The organism is Bacteroidia bacterium, assembly GCA_033391075.1.
Lineage (GTDB): Bacteria > Bacteroidota > Bacteroidia > J057 > J057 > JAWPMV01.
The window spans coordinates 371538-394723 of sequence record JAWPMV010000001.1 but is presented as its reverse complement, the minus strand read 5'-3'; the positions used below and the strand labels follow the sequence as shown (position 1 = coordinate 394723).

The window sequence follows — 23186 nt, the reverse complement described above, 5'->3', positions numbered from 1 at the left end:
TACGTCCATTGGCAACTTGAAAAAGAGCGTTAAAATGCAGCATTTCAAAACTCTATCCGCATATCTGGATTACATGCAACTAGCTAGGCCAGAGCATCCAATGCTGAGCGTCATGTTCGCAAGCGGGGACAATTTTCTTCCTTGCCCAAGAGAGAGTTCGCCTCCGATCACCAATGATTGCTATTCTATCAGTCTGAAAAAGATTGTCAAAGGAAACTTAACCTATGGCCGAACAAAATATGACTTCACGAATGGAGCCTTGATTTTCCTTGCTCCCAGGCAAGTCTTGCAGTGGGACAATAGCGTGGTTTTTGAGCAAAAAGGCTTTTCTATAAATTTTCACGAAGATTTCCTCAAAGGGACAGAATTAGCGCATCAGATTAAAAAATATGGATTCTTTTCCTATGCAGTAAATGAAGCCCTGCATCTTTCTCCCAAAGAAGAAAGGCAGATAGAATCCATTGTAGAAAATATTGATATAGAATATCACAACAACCAGGATGAGTTTAGTAAAGACATCATCATCTCTCAATTAAGTACCCTGTTAAAATATGCCAACCGATTTTATGAAAGGCAGTTTCTTCATCGGAAAGAGCTCTCGAATGATCTGCTGGAGAAATTTAACCAACAACTGGAAGCATATTTTGAATCGGGACAGCTACAGGAAAAAGGCATTCCCAGCATTGAACAAATAGCGGAGCAGATGTCGGTTTCTCAACGTTACCTCAGCGACACCCTCAAAAAAGAAACCGGTAAAACCACCACAGAACACTTGCAATTATACTTGATTGATGAAGCCAAGCATATTTTATTGAAACCTAATAAAACTATCTCTGAAGTAGCCTATGAGTTAGGCTTCGAATATCCCCAGTACTTTTCAAGATTATTCAAAAAGAAAGAAGGCCTAAGTCCTTCGGACTACATCGAAAAATTTAAACTGAATTAAAGCAATGGACATCTTAAAAATAGCTAACGAATGGGCCAAAGATGAAATCTTCTCATCGAAATTCTTCATACTTTTCGGACTTGTATTTCTGGCTGCAAGTATAGGATTTTGGCAACTTGGAAAAACCGAAACCGCCAGAGCATTCATCTACCCGACCCTAGTGGCAGGCATTTTAGTTTTAGCTGTAGGCCTGGGGTTATTTTTCACCAATAAGTCGAGACTTAACAACTTTGCTACAGCTTACAATTCAGATCCGACTGCATTTGTAAAAGCGGAAATAAGTCGCGCCGAAAAAACTGTCGGAGAATTTCAGACCGTAGTTTTCAAAGCCATTCCAATCATCATTGCAATTGCAGCACTCTTGATCATTTTCGTTGACAAACCTCTTTGGAGAGCCATCAGTATCACAACTATTGCGATGATGGCAGTTATCCTGATGGTAGACAGTAATTCCAGTACCAGAATTGACGACTATCGAAAGCAGTTGGAATTGGTGGATAAATAAGGGAATAAGGCCTTGACTCCCTATCGCCTTCATTTTCACCCAGCTTTCCCTTTATCTATGTCCCATATCTTAAAAAAAAGAGCGATAAGACTATTGTCTTATCACTCTTAAACATATGGACTTCGTCTTCACTATTTTCGTATACTTAATGAGAAATTACTTTTTTGAATCCCGGAGCTCCGGCCAGGATTTCTTCTGAACTTTCTGCTTCGAATTGACGGAAGTTTTCTCTGAATTGTCCAATCAGTTTTTCGGCCAACTCAGCATAAGCCTGCTTATCTGACCAGGTTCCCTGAGGAAGCAGAAGTTCGTCAGGGACTCCCGGACAGCTGGATGGAACTTCGAGTCCGAAATAGGGATCTTTTACGAAGGGAATTTCATCCAACTTTTTTTCCAATGCTGCCCGAATCATAGCTCGGGTGTATTTCAATTTGATCCGGCTTCCTTTTCCATAGGGGCCTCCAGTCCAACCGGTATTCACCAGCCAGATATTGACCTCGTCTTTTCGGATTTTTTCCCCCAATAATTCCGCATACTTACTGGGATGCAAGGGCATAAATGGCGCGCCAAAACATGCCGAAAAAACAGCCATCGGTTCATCAACCCCGGTTTCAGTCCCTGCCACCTTGGCTGTATAACCAGAAATAAATTGATACATAGCCTGGCTGATACTCAGTTTTGAAATCGGAGGTAATACTCCATAAGCATCACAGGTAAGGAAAAACACATTTTGAGGTAGTGGTCCTATAGAAGGCACAACCGCATCAGGCATATGGTGAATGGGATAGGACACCCGGGTATTTTGAGTAACTTCTATATTGCTGTAGTCTACGGTGCTGGTTCCCGGGGAAAAGCGGGTATTTTCCAGTATAGCGCCAAATTTTATGGCCTGGTAAATCTCTGGTTCGTTTTCAGGACTCAAATCAATCACTTTCGCATAACAACCTCCCTCAAAATTGAAGACTCCCTCATCGGTCCATGCATGTTCATCATCTCCGATTAACCTTCTTCCTTTATCAGCACTCAAGGTCGTTTTTCCCGTACCCGATAGCCCAAAGAAAATAGCTGTATCTCCTTCTGGTCCCATATTGGCACTACAATGCATAGAAAGGACATTCTCCTTTTCTGGAAGCAGAAAGTTCAATACACTAAAGACTCCTTTTTTGGTTTCTCCAGTATAACCAGTTCCACCAACCAAAATCAGGCGTTTTTTGAAATGAATGATCGCGAAATTCTCATTTCGGGTGCCGTCAATTTCTGGATCTGCTTTAAATTCAGGAACAACCAAGAGACGAAAATCAGGATCAAAATTGACCAGCTCTTCTGCCTCAGGGCGCAAAAACATATTGTAGCAAAAGAGATTATGAGCTGCCTGTGTGTCTATGACCCTGAGTTTAAGTCTATATCTTGGATCAGCCCCTGCAAATGCATCACGCACATACAGCTTTTTGTAATTCATGCTCTGAATTACTTTCTGATAAAGCTGATCAAATTTTTCTTCATCGAAAGAGATATTGATATCTCCCCACCAAACCTTATCGCGAGTGATCTCATCCTTCACGATATATCGATCCTGAGGAGATCGCCCTGTGAACTTGCCCGTATCCCACATAAATGCACCAGTATCAGCCAGAACACCCTCCCCATTTTTGAGGGCTTCGCTTACCAGTTCGGCGGCCGTCAGGTTCCAAAAAACTCCTTTGGCATTTGATAGACCTAATTCGTCCAGGCCTTGAAATATGGATTTCAGATTGCTGTTTTTCATCTTTTATATGTTGGGTAATTGGGATTAATCTTCTTTTTGAAAGGCCAGAACAGGGACGCGGACATCCATGAGTATTTTCCGTGTAAGGCTTTGAGATCGTTCTTGAAAGCTTGCTCTTTCTGAATGCGTTTTCATCGCGATAATGTCTATTCTATTAGCATCCATAAAAGCTCGCAATCCATCAATTATATCTCGTGTCTCCTGGATCGACAAAGTCAGCTTGCCTTCATTTTCCCAGTTTTCAAGCTGTTCGATAAAGCCCTTTTCCAGCATGGCCCAATTAGAATTTTCGGCCTTGACGGTGGTACAGATCAGGCTACTTTTCATAGCACTGGAGAAATTGATCAACTCCTCTACGCTTTCTGCATCATTGTCCTCCAGGCTAAGGGCGTACATAATCTTTCGGATCGGTCGAAAGCTGGTAGTGGAAGGAATAGCCAAAACCGGACAGCACTTGCATCTCTGGATCACCCGTGCAGCTATGCTACCAAGAATTTGCTCTGAAGGACTGTTTGCACCCTGTGTACCCATGATGATCATATCCGTATTTTGTTCTTTCGCAAATTTTACGATCTCAGAGGCTGCATGTCCACTTCGCAAACTGGAAGAGGCTCGTACAGATTTTCCCAAATCAGATCGGGCTTCCTCTAAATATCTATCCAGCAGAGCATGTGCTTTGTCCAGTTTTTCTTCCCGAAGCGCCGAAACGAACTGTGCGGGGATATAAGACAAATTGGCATGTACGTCCTGGTAAACATGCAAAACACTCAATCTTGCATTCAGCATTTCTGCTATATGAAGGGCGTATTCAAATGCATTATGTGCTGCCTCTGAAAAATCTATGGGAACCAGTATATGGTGGATTCGCCTTTCTTCAGAAATATTTTTCAGAACTCGATTGCTTTGGCTATTAGTCATCTTCTCTAAGTTTTGGTTTTCCTAATAGCATCAATCTCACTACATCCCTCCTCATCTCTATTGAGATAAATCAGAGGAAGGATAGATTTTTGTCAATACTGGCTTTTGCGGATTTTAATTCCTGAATTGAGTAAATTCACGAATTCTCAAAAAAACGCTACTATGAAGAATTTTAAATTTCTGGCCATATTTCTGATATGCGCAGGCTTCTATTCCTGCTCCTCTCCTGCTCCTCCCGCTAGCAGCTATAGTGAGGAAGACAAAAAGTTTTTGGGCATTCCTAAAGACGCAAAACTCAGTTCCGCAAGTAAACGTGCCCTGGAAAGAGGCTATGCACAAGGGCCTGACTGGTTTTGTAATTGCAAAAGCTTTGACCTAAAAGGAGATTTTGCTTTCGAAGAGGGAGTAACCCGACGCGACCCCAGTGCTGTCCTATCCATTGACGGGAAATACTATGTTTACTATTCAAGGACTACCGGGATTACCAAAGGCTTTCACACAGGAGATCCGGCAAATAAAGTCTTTCCCTGGGATTTGACCGAGATATGGTATGCAACTTCAGAAGATGGTTGGACATGGAAAGAGGAGGGACTTGCAGTAGGAAGAGGGCCAGAGGGAGCCTATGATGACAGATCCGTTTTCACACCAGAAGTCATGCAATTTGAAGATAAGTTTGTTCTCACCTATCAAACCGTCAAGCATCCCTATGTAAACCGAGTCAAAAATCAGGTAGGCATGGCTATTGCGACAAATCCAGGCGGCCCTTTCCGGAAACTGGATGCGCCCATCATTTCCCCGGCGGATAATGGAGAGTGGTTAGGAGAAGAAGATGATCGTTTTCAAGTCAAAACAAGAGGAGATTTTGATAGCCATAAAGTACATGATCCCTGCCTCATCTATTTCAACAATAAATTCCATCTCTATTATAAAGGAGAAAGAATGGGTGAACAAATCACTTTGGGAGGTAGAGAGATCAAACATGGAGTCGCTATTTCGGACAAACTTGAAGGTCCCTATATCAAATCCCCATATAATCCCATTAGCAATAGTGGACATGAGGTCTGCGTATGGCCGTATCAAGGAGGAATAGCAGCGATGATTACGACAGATGGACCAGAACGCAACACCCTGCAATGGGCGCCGGATGGAATCAATTTCGAAATCAAATCATATATCAAAGGTGGCCCCCACGCTGCTGGCCTGGTAAGATCCCTGGATACGGAAAAATCTCCGACAGAAGCCTTAAGCTGGGGACTGACTCACGAATACCATGACTACAATTGGCAATTTATTCGCCGATTTGAATGCAAGCCCCCAAAAAGGGCTATTTAGAGGTATTTATTTCAATTTTTCACCAGACATATCTGCCTTCAAAGGAATAGATAGAAGAAAAATAAAGTGTTAGTATCCCGTACGAAGCCAAGGAAGATTTATTCATGTTCCTGGCACTTGAATTTGATTTTGAGTCCTGCTTTTCATCTACACCCATGACAAAAAACAACTGAACTCCCTAATGGGAGTTCAGCATACTATACATCTAAGCTATCTACTATATTTGCTCTTAGTTTGCAGAAGCTACCGGATCTCTTACAGGATCTTTATCAACCAATAACACTCCATTGGTACGCACTACCCCATTTCTCAGTAGTAAAATACCTGCAACATGAGGAGCGGCCATAGAGGTACCTGATTTTGTGGTATAGCCACCATCTTTATCGGTAGAATAAATATCGGTTCCGGGAGCTGCATAATCGACGGGACCATTGCCAAAGTTTGAACTGGCAGCGATACGTCTATCTTCCATCATATTGGAAACCGTAAATATCCGAGATCCATTGGTATTTGCAGGTGCATAACCACCAGCATGCATATTGGAATTTCCAGCAGCGATCGATACAAAAATTCCACGGCCTCCCAGAAATAGTCTGATGCTCCAACTTGCCAACCAGTGAGAACCGGGTGCTCCCAGGCTAAAGTTGGCTACATCCCCCGGGTTTGCGACAGCTGCTGTATAAGAAATACCATCCAGTAAATCTGACCAGGTCCCATCTCCATTTCGATCCAGCACTTTTACCCCAACTACCGTGGCTCCTGCAGCCACTCCTTTGGTTCCAATGAGATTGTCTTTTGCAGCAATAATCCCGGCACAATGGGTGCCATGACCATTATTGTCATCTTTACCCGGCTCCGAAACGATCATAGAGGAACTCAGAGAACGGTTCACTCTTAAGTCGGGATGGTCCTGATCAATACCCGTATCTACAACAAAGGCTATTCTTTCTAAACTGGATCCATTTCCGGAGCCAACCAATTCGACCCCCCAATCTACTTTTTGAACTTTGAAAGGCTTAAAGGTCCCGGGAATGATCACAATCTTGAATCGGGCATCCTGTTCAATCCATTTTACAACTTTCAGGGAAGTCAGTTTCTTGATCTGATCCGCGTTCAGAATGGCTACAAAACCAACAAATGCCCCTCCATAAATTTTCTTTACAGATTTTTGATCGATTTTTTGATCTCGGAGAAAGGGAGCCAGTTTTGACCTAACCTGATTTGTATAGGATTTAAGGGCTTCTGCTTTCTGCTCTCTCTTTTTCATCCGCTTAAAGGCAGCGCTTTTGATAAAGGGAGCAAAAAATTCATCTTCCAGAATGACCATGTATTGGTTGGGAATGGCTCCTTCTTCTTTAGAATGCAAAATGAGTTTTTCCCCTTTCTTAGGAGCTTTCTGCGCACTAAGTTTTTGGCTAAAGGATAGGGCCAGGAATAAGCCCAGGCTGATAATGAAATACTTTTTCACTGTGTGTGTGTTTAATGTTAATGATAGGATTAACATACCCTTTCGGTATGTATTGCTTAGTTACCTGTTTGCCTTAAAGCGTAACTTTCTTGTAAAAAAAACATGAGTTCTCTCAAAAATTTGAGAGAACTCATATCCGGATTTTGTATCTCTTAATTTGCAGAAGCAATTTTATCCTTTATGGGATCTTTATCCTGTAAAAGGGTTCCATTAGTCTTTATCACCCCATTTTTTAGCAAAAGAATTCCCGCCACATGAGGAGCTGCCATAGAAGTACCTGACAAAGTCATAAAACCTCCATCTTTGAAAGTGGAATAAATTTGGGTGCCCGGAGCAGCATAGTCAACCGGAGCATTGCCATAATTGGAAGTGGGAGCGATATGCTTGTTTTCCATCATATTCGAGATGGTAAAAATTCTGTTTCCATTCGTATTGGCTGGCGTATAATTTGATGCATGCATATTTGAATTACCAGCGGCAAGCGTTACATATATGCCTCTATTTCCTAATGCTCCGATGATAAACACACTCAGTAACCACTGAGAACCCCTAGCCCCAAAACTAAGATTCGCAACATCACCTGGATTTGCTACAGAAGAAGTGTATGAGATTCCGTCCAGAACATCAGAGAAGTTTCCACTGCCAAATTCGTTGAGAACTTTTACCCCAACCAAGGTTGCACCAGCTGCTACTCCTTTGGTCCCGATTACATTGTCCTTTGCCCCAATAATACCTGCGCAATGGGTACCATGCCCATTCCTATCATCTTTGTCTGGTTCTGAAGCAATCAGGGAAGTACTCAAACTCTGATTCACCCTTAAGTCTGGATGATCCATATCTATTCCAGTATCCAAAACAAAGGCTATCCTGTCGAGATTGCTAGCTTCCCCCGAACCTACGGCCTCAACTCCCCAATCTGTAATCTGAACGCTTTTGGCTGGCCTGATGGATCCTTTTTTTATTTCCAGCTTAATGCGAGCATCCTGTTCTATCCATTTGACAAGCTTCAAAGACAGGAGTTTTTTGATTTGGACTTCGTTCAATACTGCGGTGAATCCGACAAATGCGCCTGCATAAATCTTTTTAATAGATTTCAGTTCAATCTCTTGATCGCGAAGAAAGGGAAGCAGTTTCTGCCTTGCCTCTTTCTTGTAGGCCTTGAGGGCTTCCGCTTTTTGCTCTCGACGCTTGAGCCTTTTAAAAGTGGTGCTTTTAATAAAGGGAGTAAAAAATTCATCTTCCAGCATAACCATGTACTGGTTTGGAATAGCCCCTTCTTCCTTGGAATGTAAAATCAATTTTTCACCTTTCTTAGGTGCTTTTTGAGCATAGACATCCTGCCTAAATGATAAGACAAAAATCAGGCTCAGACTGAGAATGAAATACTTTTTCACTTGCTTTGTTAAAATTTGAGATAATAAAAGTCTAAGAGAGTAGACAATTATTGGTTGCTCAAATGAAAACAATCGTAACATACAGCCAAAGAAAAACCCGCCTGGATGGCGGGTTTGGTTTTTTCGGTGTCTTGGGTGTCGCTAGAAAGCTCAGGTATCGCTAATGTTCTACTGTTATTCTATAACTAAGATCCTTTGAGCTGAAACTACCTGTCCACCGATACCAAAACTGACAAAATACAGTCCCGGCTGAAGGTCATTGAGGGGAAGGTTGAACTCCTGCAGGCCTTCACGGATCATCCGCTGATTTACCTGCCGTGTCCTTCCCATAGCATCAACCACCCTGATAGCGAAGGTCAGCATCTCAGATTCTTCAGAACGCACCCTGATTTGGGTGTTCTGACTAACCGGATTGGGGAATACGGGATCGACATAAACTTCTGGCATGTCCGGACTTACCGCCATGCCTGTAGACGAACTGTCATTGCTACAATTATCTGTGAGGGAATCGGCCTGGACAAAACAGTTAAATACTGCCCAATCCTGTACAAGGATAGAAACCAGGGAGTCATTGGGATAATTTCCATAGGTGTATGTCCCTGCTGAAAGGCTATCCAGAGGATCATTGCCCAGATTATCCATGATCAAAAAGAGGTTGCTGGTCCCGCTTATACTTACTACTACCGAAAAGGTAGAGTCTGTCATACATTGGGTATAGATGCTATCAACTACCAGATCACATACAGGCACAGGAGTACAATCCAGGGTTACCGGAAAGGTAGTCTCCGTACAATTCGGAAAGTTGGGATCCGAAACCGTAAGCCTTACATCTGTACTGTTGAAGTACTCACCAAAGGTATAGGTTCCACTACTCAATCCTCCTACAACCGTCGTTCCCTGATCATCACTGATTTGAAAATTGCTTCCAATTCCAGTAAAGCTGATATTCATTTCAAAGCTGGAATCGCTCTTACAGCTTGCATAAAAAGTATCAATCATGACCGAACAAACAGGAGGCGGAGGGGGAAGCGTATCACATTCGATATTCGCATTGATATCGCCTCTCCCACTATAGGATCCATCAAAATCGAACCAACCGGAGATTCCGAAGTTCCCATTTTTATCATTGGCTCCTATACCGATCTGAAAACCAAAATTCAGATTGGAGGGTCTGTGCAGGATATTTATTACATCTCCATCAAAAGCAGATCCAGCTACTCCGATCATGCGGGAACGGCTATTGTCCAGCTCATAAAACATCCAATTCTGCCAGTCTGTGCTATCAACTCCTCCCCCATTTTTGAGGTCTCGCCCTAAAGCGGTCCACTCTGCATAGGTACGAGGATTTATCAACCACATATCAACATCCCACAAGCGATTGGGGTCTCTTTGATTCACGATTCGGCCAGTAATCTGCAGCGTACTATCGCTCCAGTAATTGAGTAAGCCGCCCTGTGTATCAAAGACGTAGTCTCGGGTCGAATCCCCGGGAATGGCATTTAACCAGAATGCATGATCATTACTGGCATAAGGTGTCAACTCACAGCTCTGGACTATGGTCTGAGCTCCGAGTGTATTTGGAAATATGAGGTGAAAGAAGGCTGCAATGAACAAGGTGAGGAGGAATCGTCCAGGATAAACAGAATTTGCGCTAAACATTTTCTTGGGTATGGGTAAAACAGGCTTCCAGGACTGAGTGATCCTGGAGGCATACAAAAGTTTTTTCTTCGTGTTGGTCTGGGTATCCTGTGAGCAAGTGGAAGCAGATATTGCTTCTCGCTCATTAAGTGCCTCTTGAAGAGGCCTGCATAAATGGTGGGAATCAGCTGTGAGCAATGGGGAATATGCATTCCCCTTTTCAGGTTTTGTAAAGAACTTTCCAGGCATTTTTGGATGGTTTAATTCCCGTCATTTCGGGAAGCCGATGCTAAACTCTGGAATTGCTGGGATAAACAATAGTTTTCTTCGGAAATGGTAATCTGGATGTAATATTCAACTGGGAAAGTGTCGAAATATTTACGTTTTCAGATCGAACGAAGTCTCGTAACAGCTCTTTCTTAGTCAAAGATTAAGTACGTATAGGACTCATTTAAGCCCTTTTACACAAAAAGAACGATAGGGTAAAACATTTGCGACATAAGAAAAAGCCCTTAAAAAGGTCTGTGCCTAGTTTTGAGTAGTTCATTCATCATTCAACACGCAAGAAACACAGTTTGAACAATCAACCATCAAGTATTAAAGCAAAGAAAAATGAAAACAAACCTTAGAAAATCTCTCCGAATTTTCGCATTTGTATGTGTTACCATCATCTCAAATGCCTGTCAGCCCAGTTGTGAAGGAGGGGAGTGTATTCCTCCAAATGGCGCTATTCAAGAATGTCATGATGGAGGTGGGGAGTATAATTACTCATCTTGCAGATGTGAAAGATAAACTGTAACCTCAATCGGAAATATTGGAAGCCGTTCTTTAGTCGAGAGCGGCTTATTTCTTTATATAGAAAAAGGGCAGAAGATAAATCTTCTGCCCATACACATCTTTCAGCCCCAGAACCGGGCTGAATGCTCACCAAGACGTCCTGCAATGCCTGTTCTAAAGCATTTGAAGAAGGCATGCAGGAACCACTCAAATTTGGATGATTCACTATCCGAACGTTGCTTGACAAGCTTTTACATCCACAGGCAGAAATTTATTCTCATTTCCACCCATTTCCCCCGACTTCAAACTAAATCTCCTTATCTGAGTCTTTAATTATGTATGGGCTAACAAAAGCCCCTGTTTAGACCTATTTTTTTGTAATTTATAGGCCAGTAAAAACACAAAAGATGGAAAGTACCCGTAAGCTCGCAGCCATAATGTTCACAGATATTCAGGGATATACCGCCCTGATGCAGCAGGACGAAGCCAAAGCTCTGGAAATGAGAAACCGCCACCGGGAGGTTTTTCAAAGACTCCACAAACTATACAATGGAACCATCCTGCAATATTATGGAGATGGAACGCTGAGTGTATTTGACAGCGCAATAGATGCCGCACAATGTGGGGTAGAAATGCAGAAGGAATTACAGACTGAGCCTAAGGTACCTCTTCGCATTGGCATCCATACGGGAGATATCCTTTACTCAGATACAGAAGCTGTAGGCGATGGCGTAAATGTAGCTTCCCGGGTAGAATCAGTGGCAGTTCCGGGTAGTGTAATGATCTCTGAGAAAGTTTATGATTATATAAAAAATCAGAAAGAGATTCCGGTTCAATCCATGGGCCACTTTAATTTCAAAAATGTAGAAAAGCCTCTGGAAGTTTATGCCCTCGGACTCGAAGGACTGGTTGTTCCTAATCCCGATACCCTGAGCGGTAAATTCGTGAAGCATGATGCCAAAGGAGAAGCTGACTCTTCCGAAAATGCTTCTAAAAAATATACCCTGCCCATATTGATTGGTGGACTTTTACTTGCAGCTTTAGCAGCAGTCTGGGCTTTGGGAGGTTTTGGATCAGGCGAAAGTGAAAATGGTGTATTTACTACCATCAAAGTAAAAGACGAAAATGGCAATACGATCGAAAGGCAAATCGTTCGTTCTTCCCAACAGAAAAAAATCTACCTGGTCGAATTTGAAAATGAAACAGAAGAAGAAGATGCAGAATGGTTAGCTGCTGCGATTCCTTTCGCATTAGAGATGGACTGGGACCAGGATCCCTACATGTTGAGCTATTACGAAGAGCGGGAAACCTTTGAGCAATTCAATGCAGAATTGGAAAAAGCCGAAGAAAAGAGGGTCGAATATCTGATGCGCGGAAACTTTAGTTATAAGGATAGCATTTACAGTTTCCACCCAGAACTCTATCAGGTTTCCAGTGGACAAAAAATCAAGGAATGGGACTTTAGTGGTCCTGAAATTCTTCCCCTGGTTGACGAGGCCTCTCTCACCATCAAAAAGGACCTGGGAGTGCCTGAAGATTACCTGGCTACCGTAAAAGACCTTCCATTGACCCAACAACTGACCGAAGATGTAGATGCCTTCAAGAAGCTGATTGAAGGTCTGGTCAATATGAATAAAAATTTCGGGCGGGGCTTACAATTGATCAATGAAGCCGGAGAGGAGGATGAATCCTTTGCTATGGCAAATTACATCAATGCCATCATAAATCACCAGATGTCCTTCAGTCCGACTCTGGCTGAAAAGAGCATTGAACGGGCCATGAAGCATAGAAAAAGACTGGGCGAATCTGCGGAAACCAATGTGCGTATTCTCAACTATCGGATAGACAATCAACCGGAGAAAGCGGTTCAATTGGCCAAGATGATGGCGGATATGAAACCTGCTCAGAGCGACCTTCAATTATCTCTTTCAGGAGAGTACCAAAGGCTGGGTATGTTTGAAGAAGCGCTTGAAAGTGTCAAAAGGTATCAAATTGCCAGAGATGATCCAGATGCAGCACTAGAAGCAGAATTGAATTACCTGCTGAGGCTAGGTAGAACAGAGGAAGGAATCAAACGTGGAGAGGCTTTTATTAAAAAGAATCCGGAAAAATTGACAGTTATAAAAGAACTCGGCAAGCATTATCTAAAGGCAGAAGCATACGAAAAAGCCGAAAATCTTTTCAAGAAAGCTGATATTCTGGAGCCCGAGAGTCCCTACTGGTCTCGCTTCCTGGACCACATCATTTTTATGAAAGATTCCGCCAGCTACCTCACGGAAGATTTCCTGCAGAAATACATGGGCGAGTATGAAGTAGAGTTCAGGAAACTATCTCTTGAGATTGAGGTAGATGCTCCTATACTCGCATTAAGGGTTCAGAACCAGCAGGACTTCCCTTTATATCCCATTAGTACGAATAGCTATTTTGCTTCTATTCAGGACCTGGAAATTAAATTTAAAAAAGTCCTTGAGAGTGAAGCCGAAAAGCTTTACCTGAAAGAAGGACAAAATGGCTATATGCGTTGTTTCAAAGAAGATGAGTTAATCAAAGGAGCTCATAAACTTCTGGCAGAAAAGAAATACGAAGAAGCCAAAACCAAATATACAGAAGCCAAAGCGTCTCATCCTGACCATTATTATCTCGACAACTTTCTAATGCATATCGAATTCATGCTAAAGAAGGGAGATAAGTGGGATAAGGATATGCAAGCAAAATACCTGGGAAATTATTCCAATAAGGATGGAAACATCAAAGGTAGCATTACGCAAAGAGAAGACGGTATATACTTAAAACAAGTCAATTTCCCCGGCACCATCGAACCAGCCATCATTCTTCCCATGAGTGAGGAAAAATTTATGCTACCCACTTCGCTGGCGTCCAGTATTATCTTTAAAAAGAGAGGGAAAAAAATCAAGGATCTCTCGCTTATGATATTTGACCAGAAAAGAGGGACCCTTGATAAAGAAGAATAAAGGCTCTAGAGGGTAGTTGTATAGAAATAAATGGTAATAACTGCGAATACTGCATGAAGGATAGCAATACCGGGATTTGCAAAATCACCTTTCTTATATCCTAATAAGGCAGCTAAACCTACCCATACATGAAAGACCATAAAGGTCTGAAGGAATATTTTTATCACTGCCGGGTCCATACTTAGGTAGGTCAGGATTGCGAAAACGCCGGCAGTAAAGGCAGCTGCTCCATACATTTTTCCCCAGGTAATTGTAGAAGATGGAGCCTCTTTAAAATCCGGAACTTTATCCGGAGCAAAAAAGAGCGCAAGCCCAGCCAGAAGCTCCATAATTGCGGTTGCTAAAATTAGAATAGTCATAGTATAGTTATAAGTAGTTTTCAATGTTAAGGGATAAAAAACTCATCTCCATCATTGGCAAAAACAATGGGACCTTCAAATAGTCCATCCACACTTTTTTCGTAGGCTCTTTTCATCAGCCAAAGATCTGGTGCAGGCCCCATATGGCTAAAGATTAGTTTTTTTACAGCTGCTTCCTGAGCGAGCTTTGCCACCTCAGCCGGGCTTGTATGATAGTCTAAAACATCCTGCAGGATTTTCGCATTCCTCTCATTTCCACTTTCCTCCACTGCCTTGCCTATTTTCTGTATCATTTCCATATGGAGCACTTCATGAATAAGGATATCAACCCCTTCCGCATGCTTCTTTAAATTTTCATTGCTTTTGGTATCTCCACTAATCAGGACTGATTTTCCAGCATATTCAATTTTAAAAGCATAAGCAGGATCTATGGGAGCATGATCAACCAAAATTGCGGTGATTTTTATTCCCGCTTCCTCATAGATCACTTTCGAATCCTTCCCCTCAGTATCTATTTCAAGAGGCTTTCCCAAAGCCGAAGCGGGATCCATAGTTTCAGGTCCATGGTGTGCGATGCGATATTTATTCTCCAAATGAAGAAAACTTTCGATCCCCTTGAAAATGCTGTCTATTCCCGTAGGTCCATAACAGGCCAGTTCCCCTTTTCGGCCAAATTGCCAGGAGCGATTTAGCAAATAAGGGAGATCCAAAAAGTGATCAGAATGCCAGTGAGAAATAAAGACTCCATCCAACTCATTCAGGGGCAATCCAAATCTTTCCATATTGGCTACAGCTCCCACTCCCACATCAAAAACAAAAAAATGCCCATTCACAAAAACAGCTGTACTGTTTTGTGCCCGTTCACTGGGCAATGGGGCCGCTGTACCAATAGTAATTATTCGGATTCCTTCTTCTTCCGCTAGTAATTCGCTCCGAAACGGACTACTTCCTGCCTGTCTTTCAATAAAGGGATCAAGCAAGATGTAGGGATTATTATAGAGTAGAATTCCCGACAATAGGCCCAGGAAGACTAGGGCCAAAAAGGAGTAGCGTAGTAGTTTTCTCATGTCAGAGAACAATATATGGATTTATTGGAAATCAGGGCTCAACTCATTCACAGGAAATTTCAAATAAAAAGAAAACGGCCCAGAAATTACCTTCTGAGCCGATTTCTCTAAGCTTAGTCCTATGACTTTGCTTTGTCTTATTTAACTACAAACTTGAAACTACTTATGGTATCGTCTGAGCTTAGCATGACTTTGTAAATCCCCGAGGACCAATTATCCGCATCAAACGGTAAAGTCAAACTCTCCCTAAAGGCTCTTAACTTCTTATGGTAAATCCGCATTCCTATGTCATTGGTGATCTGGATTTGGTAGTTCTTTTCTTCCAGATGCGAAAGTTTCAGGAAGAAGCGTCCCTCACCCGGATTGGGATAGACGGAGACCAATGGCCCTTGCTGGAGTTGTGATCCCAAATCAGGAACTCTTAGGGGTCCATCTTCTTCTTCCTCCTCCTCTTCTTCTTCAATTACCAGGACATCCAGCAATCGAGTAGACGTTATATTGGTAAGGATAGGCCGTTCCCGATCAAAGGTAATAGCTGCCTGATTTTCAATTACTGAGCCCGAAGGACTGAATTTATGCGGAAGGATTTTGAACTCTACATAGCCATGACTTTCCGGCTCATTGATTCCACTATCGGGTAGCATGATGTATTCAAAATTGAACTTGATCACATTGTCATCCAACCACTCCATTTCATAATAATGGCTGGCCCCGAGGATAGATAAAGATTCCGGATTGAGATACTGGGATAAAGTATCAACGAGATAGACATTTTCGGCCAGATAAGTCCCTACATTCTGAAAGCGAATCCTATAGATCAATTCTTCGCCTCTGCGAATATCTCTTTTAGGCATCACGATCAAATCATTGGGATCAATCGGTCCGACAACCAGCTCTTGATTCGTATCAGTATTATCACTTAGATCACAATCAGCACTCACGCCATTGAAAGAGGCAGATGTCGAGGTATTGTAACCGAGGAAGGCAGCAGTTGAAACCGAGTCCACAACATTTATCATTCCCGAGCTAAAGGCATCTATACTTGCAAATTCCCATACATAAACATTCCCCGTTTCTGTTCTGGACCAGGCCGGACTGGCTGATAAAGGAATGAGATAATCATCAAAATCCACGGCTATTTCAACAGTTGTAGCATTGGTGCTTCCATTGTTTCCATAGGCGATCTGGTATTTATTTCTCAATCCTCTACGCTTGGCCGTACTCGCCAATTCTACCCATACATCCGGATCACTACAGACTTCTTCATGCGGCAGATATACATCTGTATTTTGCCCTGAGGTCGTAGAAAATGAACGTGTTGTATAACAAGTATGTGTGTATCTCGCATCTGCATCTTCGGTGAAGGTATATGAACCCACCCCTACCGTAGCAGTGAATGTTCCATTATCCTGAGTGGCAATTCTATAGCCGATTTCGGAAATGACTCCACTTACATCAGGCAACATCTTTTCACCTGAATCATAGCTACAGTTTCCATTGGCATCTATAAAGGCGTGGAAAGTAACCGTAGAAGGCTGCGTCTCACTGATGTCATTACATTGATTGAGGTTAAGACTGGTAATCACCTGCTTATTTCCGGATGGCCAATAAATGACCAAAGAATCTATACTTGAAGCATCTCCCAGTCCAAAGTGGGCCTTCATCGTACTTTGAGCACTGATTCCTCCCGAGCGGGTAGTGATAAGCCTTGTCTGCCAGGTATCCACTCCATCGATATTAGCCTTGAGTTCCAAACGGGCGCCTACAGCGCTTTTATTCGAAGCATTTCCTGTCAGATTTATACATACCCAGGCATTTCCGCAGGAAGCCGCGTCATTTACATATAAGACATTGTTTTCTCCGTTTCTGTTGGTAACAAAGATGTCAATGTCGCCATCATTGTCGAAGTCCGAGAACATAGGAGAAACCGAGTTTTCTGTATCGGTGGCAGGATCTGAGGTAATCACTTTGTTAAAACCTCCACTCCCATAGTTGTAGAACAAGGAATTGGTATTTCCATTATCATGTACTACATAAAGGTCCTGATCTCCATCATTGTCAAAATCTGCCCAGACGGAACCCATAGCATGACCTGCCTCTGTCGATATGATAGAGCTGGTATTTTTGGTAAAGGTCCCATCTCCATCGTTTACATAGAGGAAATCTTCCTGATTGCTGGCATTGGAGACGAAAAGATCCAGGTCCCTGTCATTATCAAAGTCTACCCAACTACCACTCTGTGAATTTCCCCCATCCGCTGAAATCAATCCAGTACTTGCGACTGAAAATTTTCCATTACCATCATTGTGATACAGGGTATTATTATTCCCCCACATATTGGCAACAAAAAGATCCATCAGACCATCATTGTCATAATCTCCCCAAACTCCATTTAGGGTTGGGCTGACTTCACGATTGATGGGATTACCTGTAGCTGTGGAGAAAGTACCATCCTGATCATTATGAAATAACTGATTGAAACGGGTTTCAAATAAATCCGTGGCAAAAATATCCAGATAGCCATCATTGTCATAGTCTATAAAGGATGCGCTATGCGAATAGCCTTCGTATCCTTGACCAGTTGTATCGGCTAAATCAAAGGTCCCTGCTACATTTTCATAAAGATGATTATAGGCTCGAATATTATTGGCCATATAGAGGTCTATATCTCCGTCATTGTCATAATCTCCCCAGACAGGTCCTGCATTTGAACCTGTATGCGTTGTAGCCTGTCCAATGTCAACACTATAAAAGATGCCGAAACCATTGTTCTGGTACATACGACTTGCCTGCCAATGTGCATAATCCGCTACATAAAGGTCATCATCTCCATCATCATCATAATCCACCCAGGATGCACCCCAGGTATTTTCTGTTTCCGTTTCCAAACCTGTTCCTGAAGAACGGCTAAAAGTATTACAAACCGGATAACTCACTGTGAGAGCGGATACATAATCCTCTGTTTCTCCTAATCCTAAATCTCCACTCCCATCAGCTAGTACCAAAGCTTCTTCTGCCACGCGGACCCTCCAACTGGCTGAGCCATCTCCAAATTCAGCAGGAACACTGACATTTACGGTCTCTGTGCTCGCACCACTGATGGTCTGACTTCCATTGTAAAAATCATCAAAGCTGAAGTCCCCATCCCAATCTACCCAGAGACCATAGTAAACGGTCTTATTAGACATATTGGTATTGAGGTTGATATCAACGGCTATGGTACTCCCTGCAACATAAGCAGTAGGTATGGTCAAGCCGTCATCATAGGTATCAGAGCTGGCATCAGAGTTTGCCAGAGCGACAGTATCTGCAGCTACCTGAGCTCCTAACCAGAAAGCTTCATAATCGGGCACATTGTCCTTTACGATTTCCTGGCGGAAAGCAAGACTTCTCGCTTGAGGTAAACCAATATTATCTCCATAATCATAGTCAAAAACAACCGGGATGTCCTGAGGGCAAGAAAAGCCATCATTCAATTTCAGTCCGGAAGTTGAAGTCATTACCAGTTTTGCTTCGCGGGTCGTAACATTGATCTGATAAATCTGTCCCGTGCTATTATTGGAAATGTATAGATAACCATCTGTACCGGTCCATTGTGCACCGTATCCACTGTTGGGAATGGTCGCTCCTGTGATGGAGCCTATCGTAGATTTCGTATTGGTACCCGTGTCAAACTTGTACAAGGTTCTTTTATGAACTCCGTAGAAATTTCCATCTGTATTATAAGCCATATCCCATCCGGCGATACCTTGTCCACTATAAGTTGCAACGATGCTTGGCCCACTCACATCGATCTTCACCATATCCGCACCAACCTTCCCATACCAGAATCCATTGAAATCCATGTCTCCACAGAAAGAGTTTTTGGCAAGAGGCAATCCAAGATCCCGTATGACTCCCTCCTCATCCATGCTAACAAAGCGACTCTGACAAGAGCCATAGGCAATGCCTGTATTTACATCATAGCCCATTCCATTTACCATCGCATCTATAACAGCTATTTCTTCATAGGTTCCATCTGCCGGTTTCAACTTGGCAAATTTGGGAGCCCCATTCTTTTTCTTGTAGGTCTGATAGAAAGCTGGTTCACAGGTAAATTCCGGAATAACGACACAATTAGCACCTCCTACTGCAGTTACCCCACTCAAAAGACTGGGTGAGTACTGAGCAGAACCTCCTCCACTTGCATTCAGGGTATAATTACCATCCGCTGTACCAGAATTGACCAGTGAACTGAAATTCAATACTACTGTATCCTGATCCGGGATACTAAAATTACTCCAGCTTATCAATCCCGTAGCTCCATAAACAGGGAGGCTAGTTGAGTCGAAAGTAGATGAACCGCCCAGGGCAATACTGTCCCCATAAAAACTAAAACCCGTAGGCAAAGTTGCCGATATAGTCAGACCTGTAGCCTCAACTCCATCATTATTGATCAGGAAGATATTGTAAACTGCCAAAGCTTCCTGACAAGTTGATTGCATCAGTTCTATACTTAAATTTATCGTAGGAACATCCGTTTTAAGGGTGATTACATCTCCATTGTCCAGATCGATATTATCAAAGAAAAGAATACCGCCACTGTAGCTAGTCGGATCAATTTCAAGCAAGCCTGCATCTGTGAAATCGCCATCGCCATCGGTATCGACAAGAAGTTTGAAATCCGAAACATCCGTACCTGAGATAGTCAGCCCGTTTAAATCAAAAGAGAGATCCATAGCACCCAGATTTCCTACTTCCAGGATTTTCCATTCTCTATCCAGTCTTTTGCCCACATTCGCAGGCCGATCATTTGTAGTCTCTTCAATAACTCCATTTCCATCATCATTATCATTCCCCCACATGAAAAATGTCTTATCAACTGAAATGGTACTACTATTTGCTGCATTTGTAGCTGCAATTGAACCCAGACCTATGCTTAATATGTCTTCATTATTATTTTGCCCGGATTGTTTTTGGTAAAGCCCTGCATTATCGTCTCTTCCAATTCCACTAATGTCATTGTGATAAGTCGACATAAGAGAGGCATCCCAGATCAAGGTACCATCACTGGCCACAAAATCATGCGCGATATGAATTCCATATTTCAAGGCCAGATAGGTTTCTACTTTCTCCTTATCAGCCGTAGAAAGATCTGCATCATAAATAATGATTTCTGCGATCCTTGCATTAAGGAAATCTCCATTGTTACTATAATCCGCACCTATTAATAAGGTATCAGTCGTTACGGTATGTCCATCTAAATCAGACTTACTCACAGCCCCTTTCAGCCTGATAGATTGTTGCCCATTGCTTACAGAATTTTCAAGCCCTAACAGAAAAGGTCCAGCCGTATCTATACTGGAACTAAATACCCGATAGGTACCAAAGTTGGCCCCCACATCCCAGTAGAAGTTCCCATTGTTCCAGGGAAAGTGAGCGAGATATCTTTTTACAGCCAGCTCGGAAGTGGTGAATTTAAATCCCGCATTATCATTTAATGCATCCCAATGAGCAACCACAAAAATGTTGATCTCAGAATTGCTACCTCCCAGGATATCTGAGCGATAGAGAAGGTCATCGATCCCATCCATCTTTACAACTGGCTGGTAGTTGATCATATTGGTCCAGTCCCAGACGGGCCTGCTACTACCAGAAGAATACAAATGATTTCCATTTGAGCTTTTGTCGTGCCATTCCTGAATATTGTCCGAGGGATTTGCTGCGGTACTCCCTGCATCAGAATATAAAGAACTATCCGAGCGCACCCACAATAATAAATCTGAATTGACTCCTCCCGGACCTGATTGTCCAAAAGAAAAAGAAGTACTCAAAAGGCAAATACCCAGAACAAGCAAAAAATAAACCTGGGGGTTTATTCGCTTTACTCGTGATCTTCGAATTTTGGTATTATAAAAGATACTATGCATTAAACGACTGTTGTTTATTCATAAAACCGTACTATCCGCTCATTAAATTAAACGAACATACAATTATATATCTTTATAAACTAAGTGTTCAATCAAAGTACAGGTTGTCCTTACTCCGATATATTCTCATTATCCGTAGTAAAATATTAGCTGAATGGGGTAATTTTGACCATTAGGTAAATAAGGAGCTTTCGGAAAGGGATAAATTGAACAATCATTCAATAAAGTCTTTCTTGTCTGGGAAGACTGTTTTTTGATGGTTTCCCGCATCTTTCAAAGGAAAAAAGCCATTCAGGGATTAGGCGATGTAAAATAATTTCTTACATAGAGGGCTGGATAGGAGATTTAAAATTCATTCCGGTTTTCCGGAATAACTAACAGCATATTCAATTACTTTTGCTTCTGTTCAATATATTTCCGAATAATTCTTTGTAGGCTCAACATAGGAATGGAGCCATTTTTTAGCACCTCGTCATGAAACTCCCTGATATCAAATTTTTCTCCCAGGGCTTCCTCCGCTTCTTTTCGGAGTTTTCTTATGCTGATTTCTCCCATTTTATAAGATACTGCCTGAGCAGGCCAACCAATATAACGATCGATCTCCGTTTCCACTTCATGGAGGGATAGAGCCGTATTTTCAGCCATAAAATCAAGGGCCTCTTGACGTGTCCATCCTTTATAATGCATGCCTACATCTACCACCAATCTGCATGCCCTCCACATTTCATAGGTCAGTCGACCAAAGTGCTCATAAGGGGTTTGATAGATTCCGGCTTCCTTCCCCAGATATTCGGCATACAAGGCCCAGCCTTCACCAAAAGCACTCAAATAAGTATTCCTTCTAAAGGCAGGAACATCTTTGATTTCTGAGGAAAGCATAATTTGAGTATGATGTCCGGGCACTCCTTCATGCAGCGCTAGTGCAGGCAAAACATACAAAGGTCGTGTATGGAGGGCATAGGTATTCACCCAAAAAGCTCCGGGTTTACCTGTCTTATAATTTCCTTCTGAATATCTACCTCCCGTATAATTGGGGGCAATGGCAGCAGGAACGGGTTCTACCGTAAAAGGCATCCGAGGCAGATTGCCAAAATATCGAGGGAGGAAGGCCTCCGCTCTTTTGGATATCCAGGCGGCTTTATGCAAAAGTTCTTCCGGGCTTTTAGGATAAAACTGGGGGTCAGTTCTCAAAAACTCCAGGAAGTCCGCAAAACTCCCTTCGAAATCAAGTTCTTCTATGATTTCCTCCATTTCTCCCCTGATTCTGGCCACTTCTGACTGCCCCGTCTCAAAAACTTCTTCCGGGCTGATATCCAGGGTAGTAAAAAACCGAACCCTTTGCTCATAATAAGCAGCTCCCTCCGGGAGTTCTCGGGCAGCTATACTTTCCCGGGTTTTTCTCAGATAAGTCCCCTTTACGTATTCATAAAACTTCTTATAGGCAGGAATAATCTCTGCCTCAAGCAGTTCAACGGCTCGCAAATAGCCATTATCTTCTGCTTCAAAACCATCAAATGGTTTCACAAATACACTTTGATCGGCAGGAGTTTCAGCAAAACCTTCTATGATATTCAAGCATTTCTCCACGATTATCTTCGGCACAGTGATTTTCTTTTCGAGTCCTTCCTCCAATAAGGCCTGCTGACGTGCGAGATAGGCTGGCAAGGCTGCTAACTTCCTCAGATAGGATTCCTGGGCCTCCGTATTCCTTAGCCGGAGAGACTGGATATTATATAAGATGCCCGTTATGAATCCCCCCTCTGAATTCAGCGGCATGAGATAAGACTGATATTTCAAATTAAAGATGCGATCCTCAAGTGTATGTCGAAAGAGCTCCCAATTGATTTGGTCACTTTGATTTAGGCTTTTGACATTGATCTTGGCCAAGTCTTGTTCCCAAATAGTCAGATTCAACAATTCCTCTACAATAAATTCTTCTGTATAATATGGCCAATCTTCCTTCCATTTTTTGTTCCTCTCCTTCCGAAAATCCTGTTCAGCCTGAAAGATTTTATGCAAAGCTTCCGAGCGCTCCTGTGCTTCTCCCGCAAGGGGAAAAACAAGAAATGCAGATAGCAGGAAGATGAGAAAGCTATTTAAATTGATTCGTAGCGTAGTTTTCATTGAGTGATCGTT

Annotated in this window: 13 protein-coding genes; 4 read left to right on the top strand and 9 right to left on the bottom strand. The window is 42.5% G+C overall.

The window, feature by feature from the left end; translation table 11 throughout:
* Window positions 1–34 precede the first annotated feature (34 nt).
* Together R8P61_01505 and R8P61_01500 are read left to right on the top strand one after the other, a co-directional pair.
* Entirely contained in the window at window positions 35–946 is a 912-nt protein-coding gene (locus tag R8P61_01505) for a helix-turn-helix transcriptional regulator (GenBank protein ID MDW3645723.1), read from the top strand.
* 4 nt (window positions 947–950) lie between these two features.
* A complete protein-coding gene (locus tag R8P61_01500; protein ID MDW3645722.1) occupies window positions 951–1451 on the top strand; it encodes a hypothetical protein in 501 nt (166 codons plus the stop codon).
* 145 nt (window positions 1452–1596) lie between these two features.
* On the opposite strand, the gene pckA is transcribed toward R8P61_01500, so the two are convergent.
* Entirely contained in the window at window positions 1597–3216 is a 1620-nt protein-coding gene (gene pckA / locus R8P61_01495; GenBank protein ID MDW3645721.1) for a phosphoenolpyruvate carboxykinase (ATP), read from the bottom strand.
* A 24-nt stretch (window positions 3217–3240) separates the two neighbouring features.
* Complete coding sequence (locus tag R8P61_01490; GenBank protein MDW3645720.1) at window positions 3241–4134, bottom strand: universal stress protein; 894 nt, start codon at window positions 4132–4134, stop codon at window positions 3241–3243.
* Between the two features lie 162 nt (window positions 4135–4296).
* Here R8P61_01490 and R8P61_01485 point away from each other — a divergent pair, with 162 nt between their 5' ends.
* The gene (locus R8P61_01485; GenBank protein ID MDW3645719.1) at window positions 4297–5466 is read left to right on the top strand and encodes a glycosyl hydrolase; all 1170 of its coding nucleotides are present in this window, start codon (window positions 4297–4299) and stop codon (window positions 5464–5466) included.
* A 229-nt stretch (window positions 5467–5695) separates the two neighbouring features.
* Here the strand turns inward: R8P61_01485 and R8P61_01480 are convergent, their stop codons facing one another.
* From R8P61_01480 to R8P61_01470, 3 genes are all read right to left on the bottom strand, one after another.
* The gene (locus R8P61_01480; GenBank protein MDW3645718.1) at window positions 5696–6934 is read right to left on the bottom strand and encodes a S8 family serine peptidase; all 1239 of its coding nucleotides are present in this window, start codon (window positions 6932–6934) and stop codon (window positions 5696–5698) included.
* A 152-nt stretch (window positions 6935–7086) separates the two neighbouring features.
* Window positions 7087–8328 (bottom strand): S8 family serine peptidase, encoded by a 1242-nt coding sequence (locus tag R8P61_01475; GenBank protein ID MDW3645717.1) that lies wholly within the window; start codon window positions 8326–8328, stop codon window positions 7087–7089.
* Between the two features lie 174 nt (window positions 8329–8502).
* Complete coding sequence (locus R8P61_01470; GenBank protein ID MDW3645716.1) at window positions 8503–10215, bottom strand: T9SS type A sorting domain-containing protein; 1713 nt, start codon at window positions 10213–10215, stop codon at window positions 8503–8505.
* 935 nt (window positions 10216–11150) lie between these two features.
* On the opposite strand from R8P61_01470, the gene R8P61_01465 reads away from it, so the two are divergent.
* The gene (locus tag R8P61_01465; GenBank protein ID MDW3645715.1) at window positions 11151–13715 is read left to right on the top strand and encodes an adenylate/guanylate cyclase domain-containing protein; all 2565 of its coding nucleotides are present in this window, start codon (window positions 11151–11153) and stop codon (window positions 13713–13715) included.
* 5 nt (window positions 13716–13720) lie between these two features.
* Here the strand turns inward: R8P61_01465 and R8P61_01460 are convergent, their stop codons facing one another.
* The 4 genes from R8P61_01460 to R8P61_01445 form a co-directional block, all read right to left on the bottom strand.
* On the bottom strand, window positions 13721–14074 hold the full coding sequence (locus tag R8P61_01460; protein MDW3645714.1) for a hypothetical protein: 354 nt from the start codon (window positions 14072–14074) through the stop codon (window positions 13721–13723).
* A 26-nt stretch (window positions 14075–14100) separates the two neighbouring features.
* The gene (locus R8P61_01455) at window positions 14101–15141 is read right to left on the bottom strand and encodes an MBL fold metallo-hydrolase (protein ID MDW3645713.1); all 1041 of its coding nucleotides are present in this window, start codon (window positions 15139–15141) and stop codon (window positions 14101–14103) included.
* 137 nt (window positions 15142–15278) lie between these two features.
* Window positions 15279–21050: an FG-GAP-like repeat-containing protein gene (locus tag R8P61_01450; protein MDW3645712.1), complete on the bottom strand. Its 5772-nt coding sequence runs from the start codon at window positions 21048–21050 to the stop codon at window positions 15279–15281.
* A gap of 390 nt (window positions 21051–21440) precedes the next feature.
* Complete coding sequence (locus R8P61_01445) at window positions 21441–23174, bottom strand: DUF885 domain-containing protein (protein ID MDW3645711.1); 1734 nt, start codon at window positions 23172–23174, stop codon at window positions 21441–21443.
* Window positions 23175–23186: the final 12 nt, after the last annotated feature.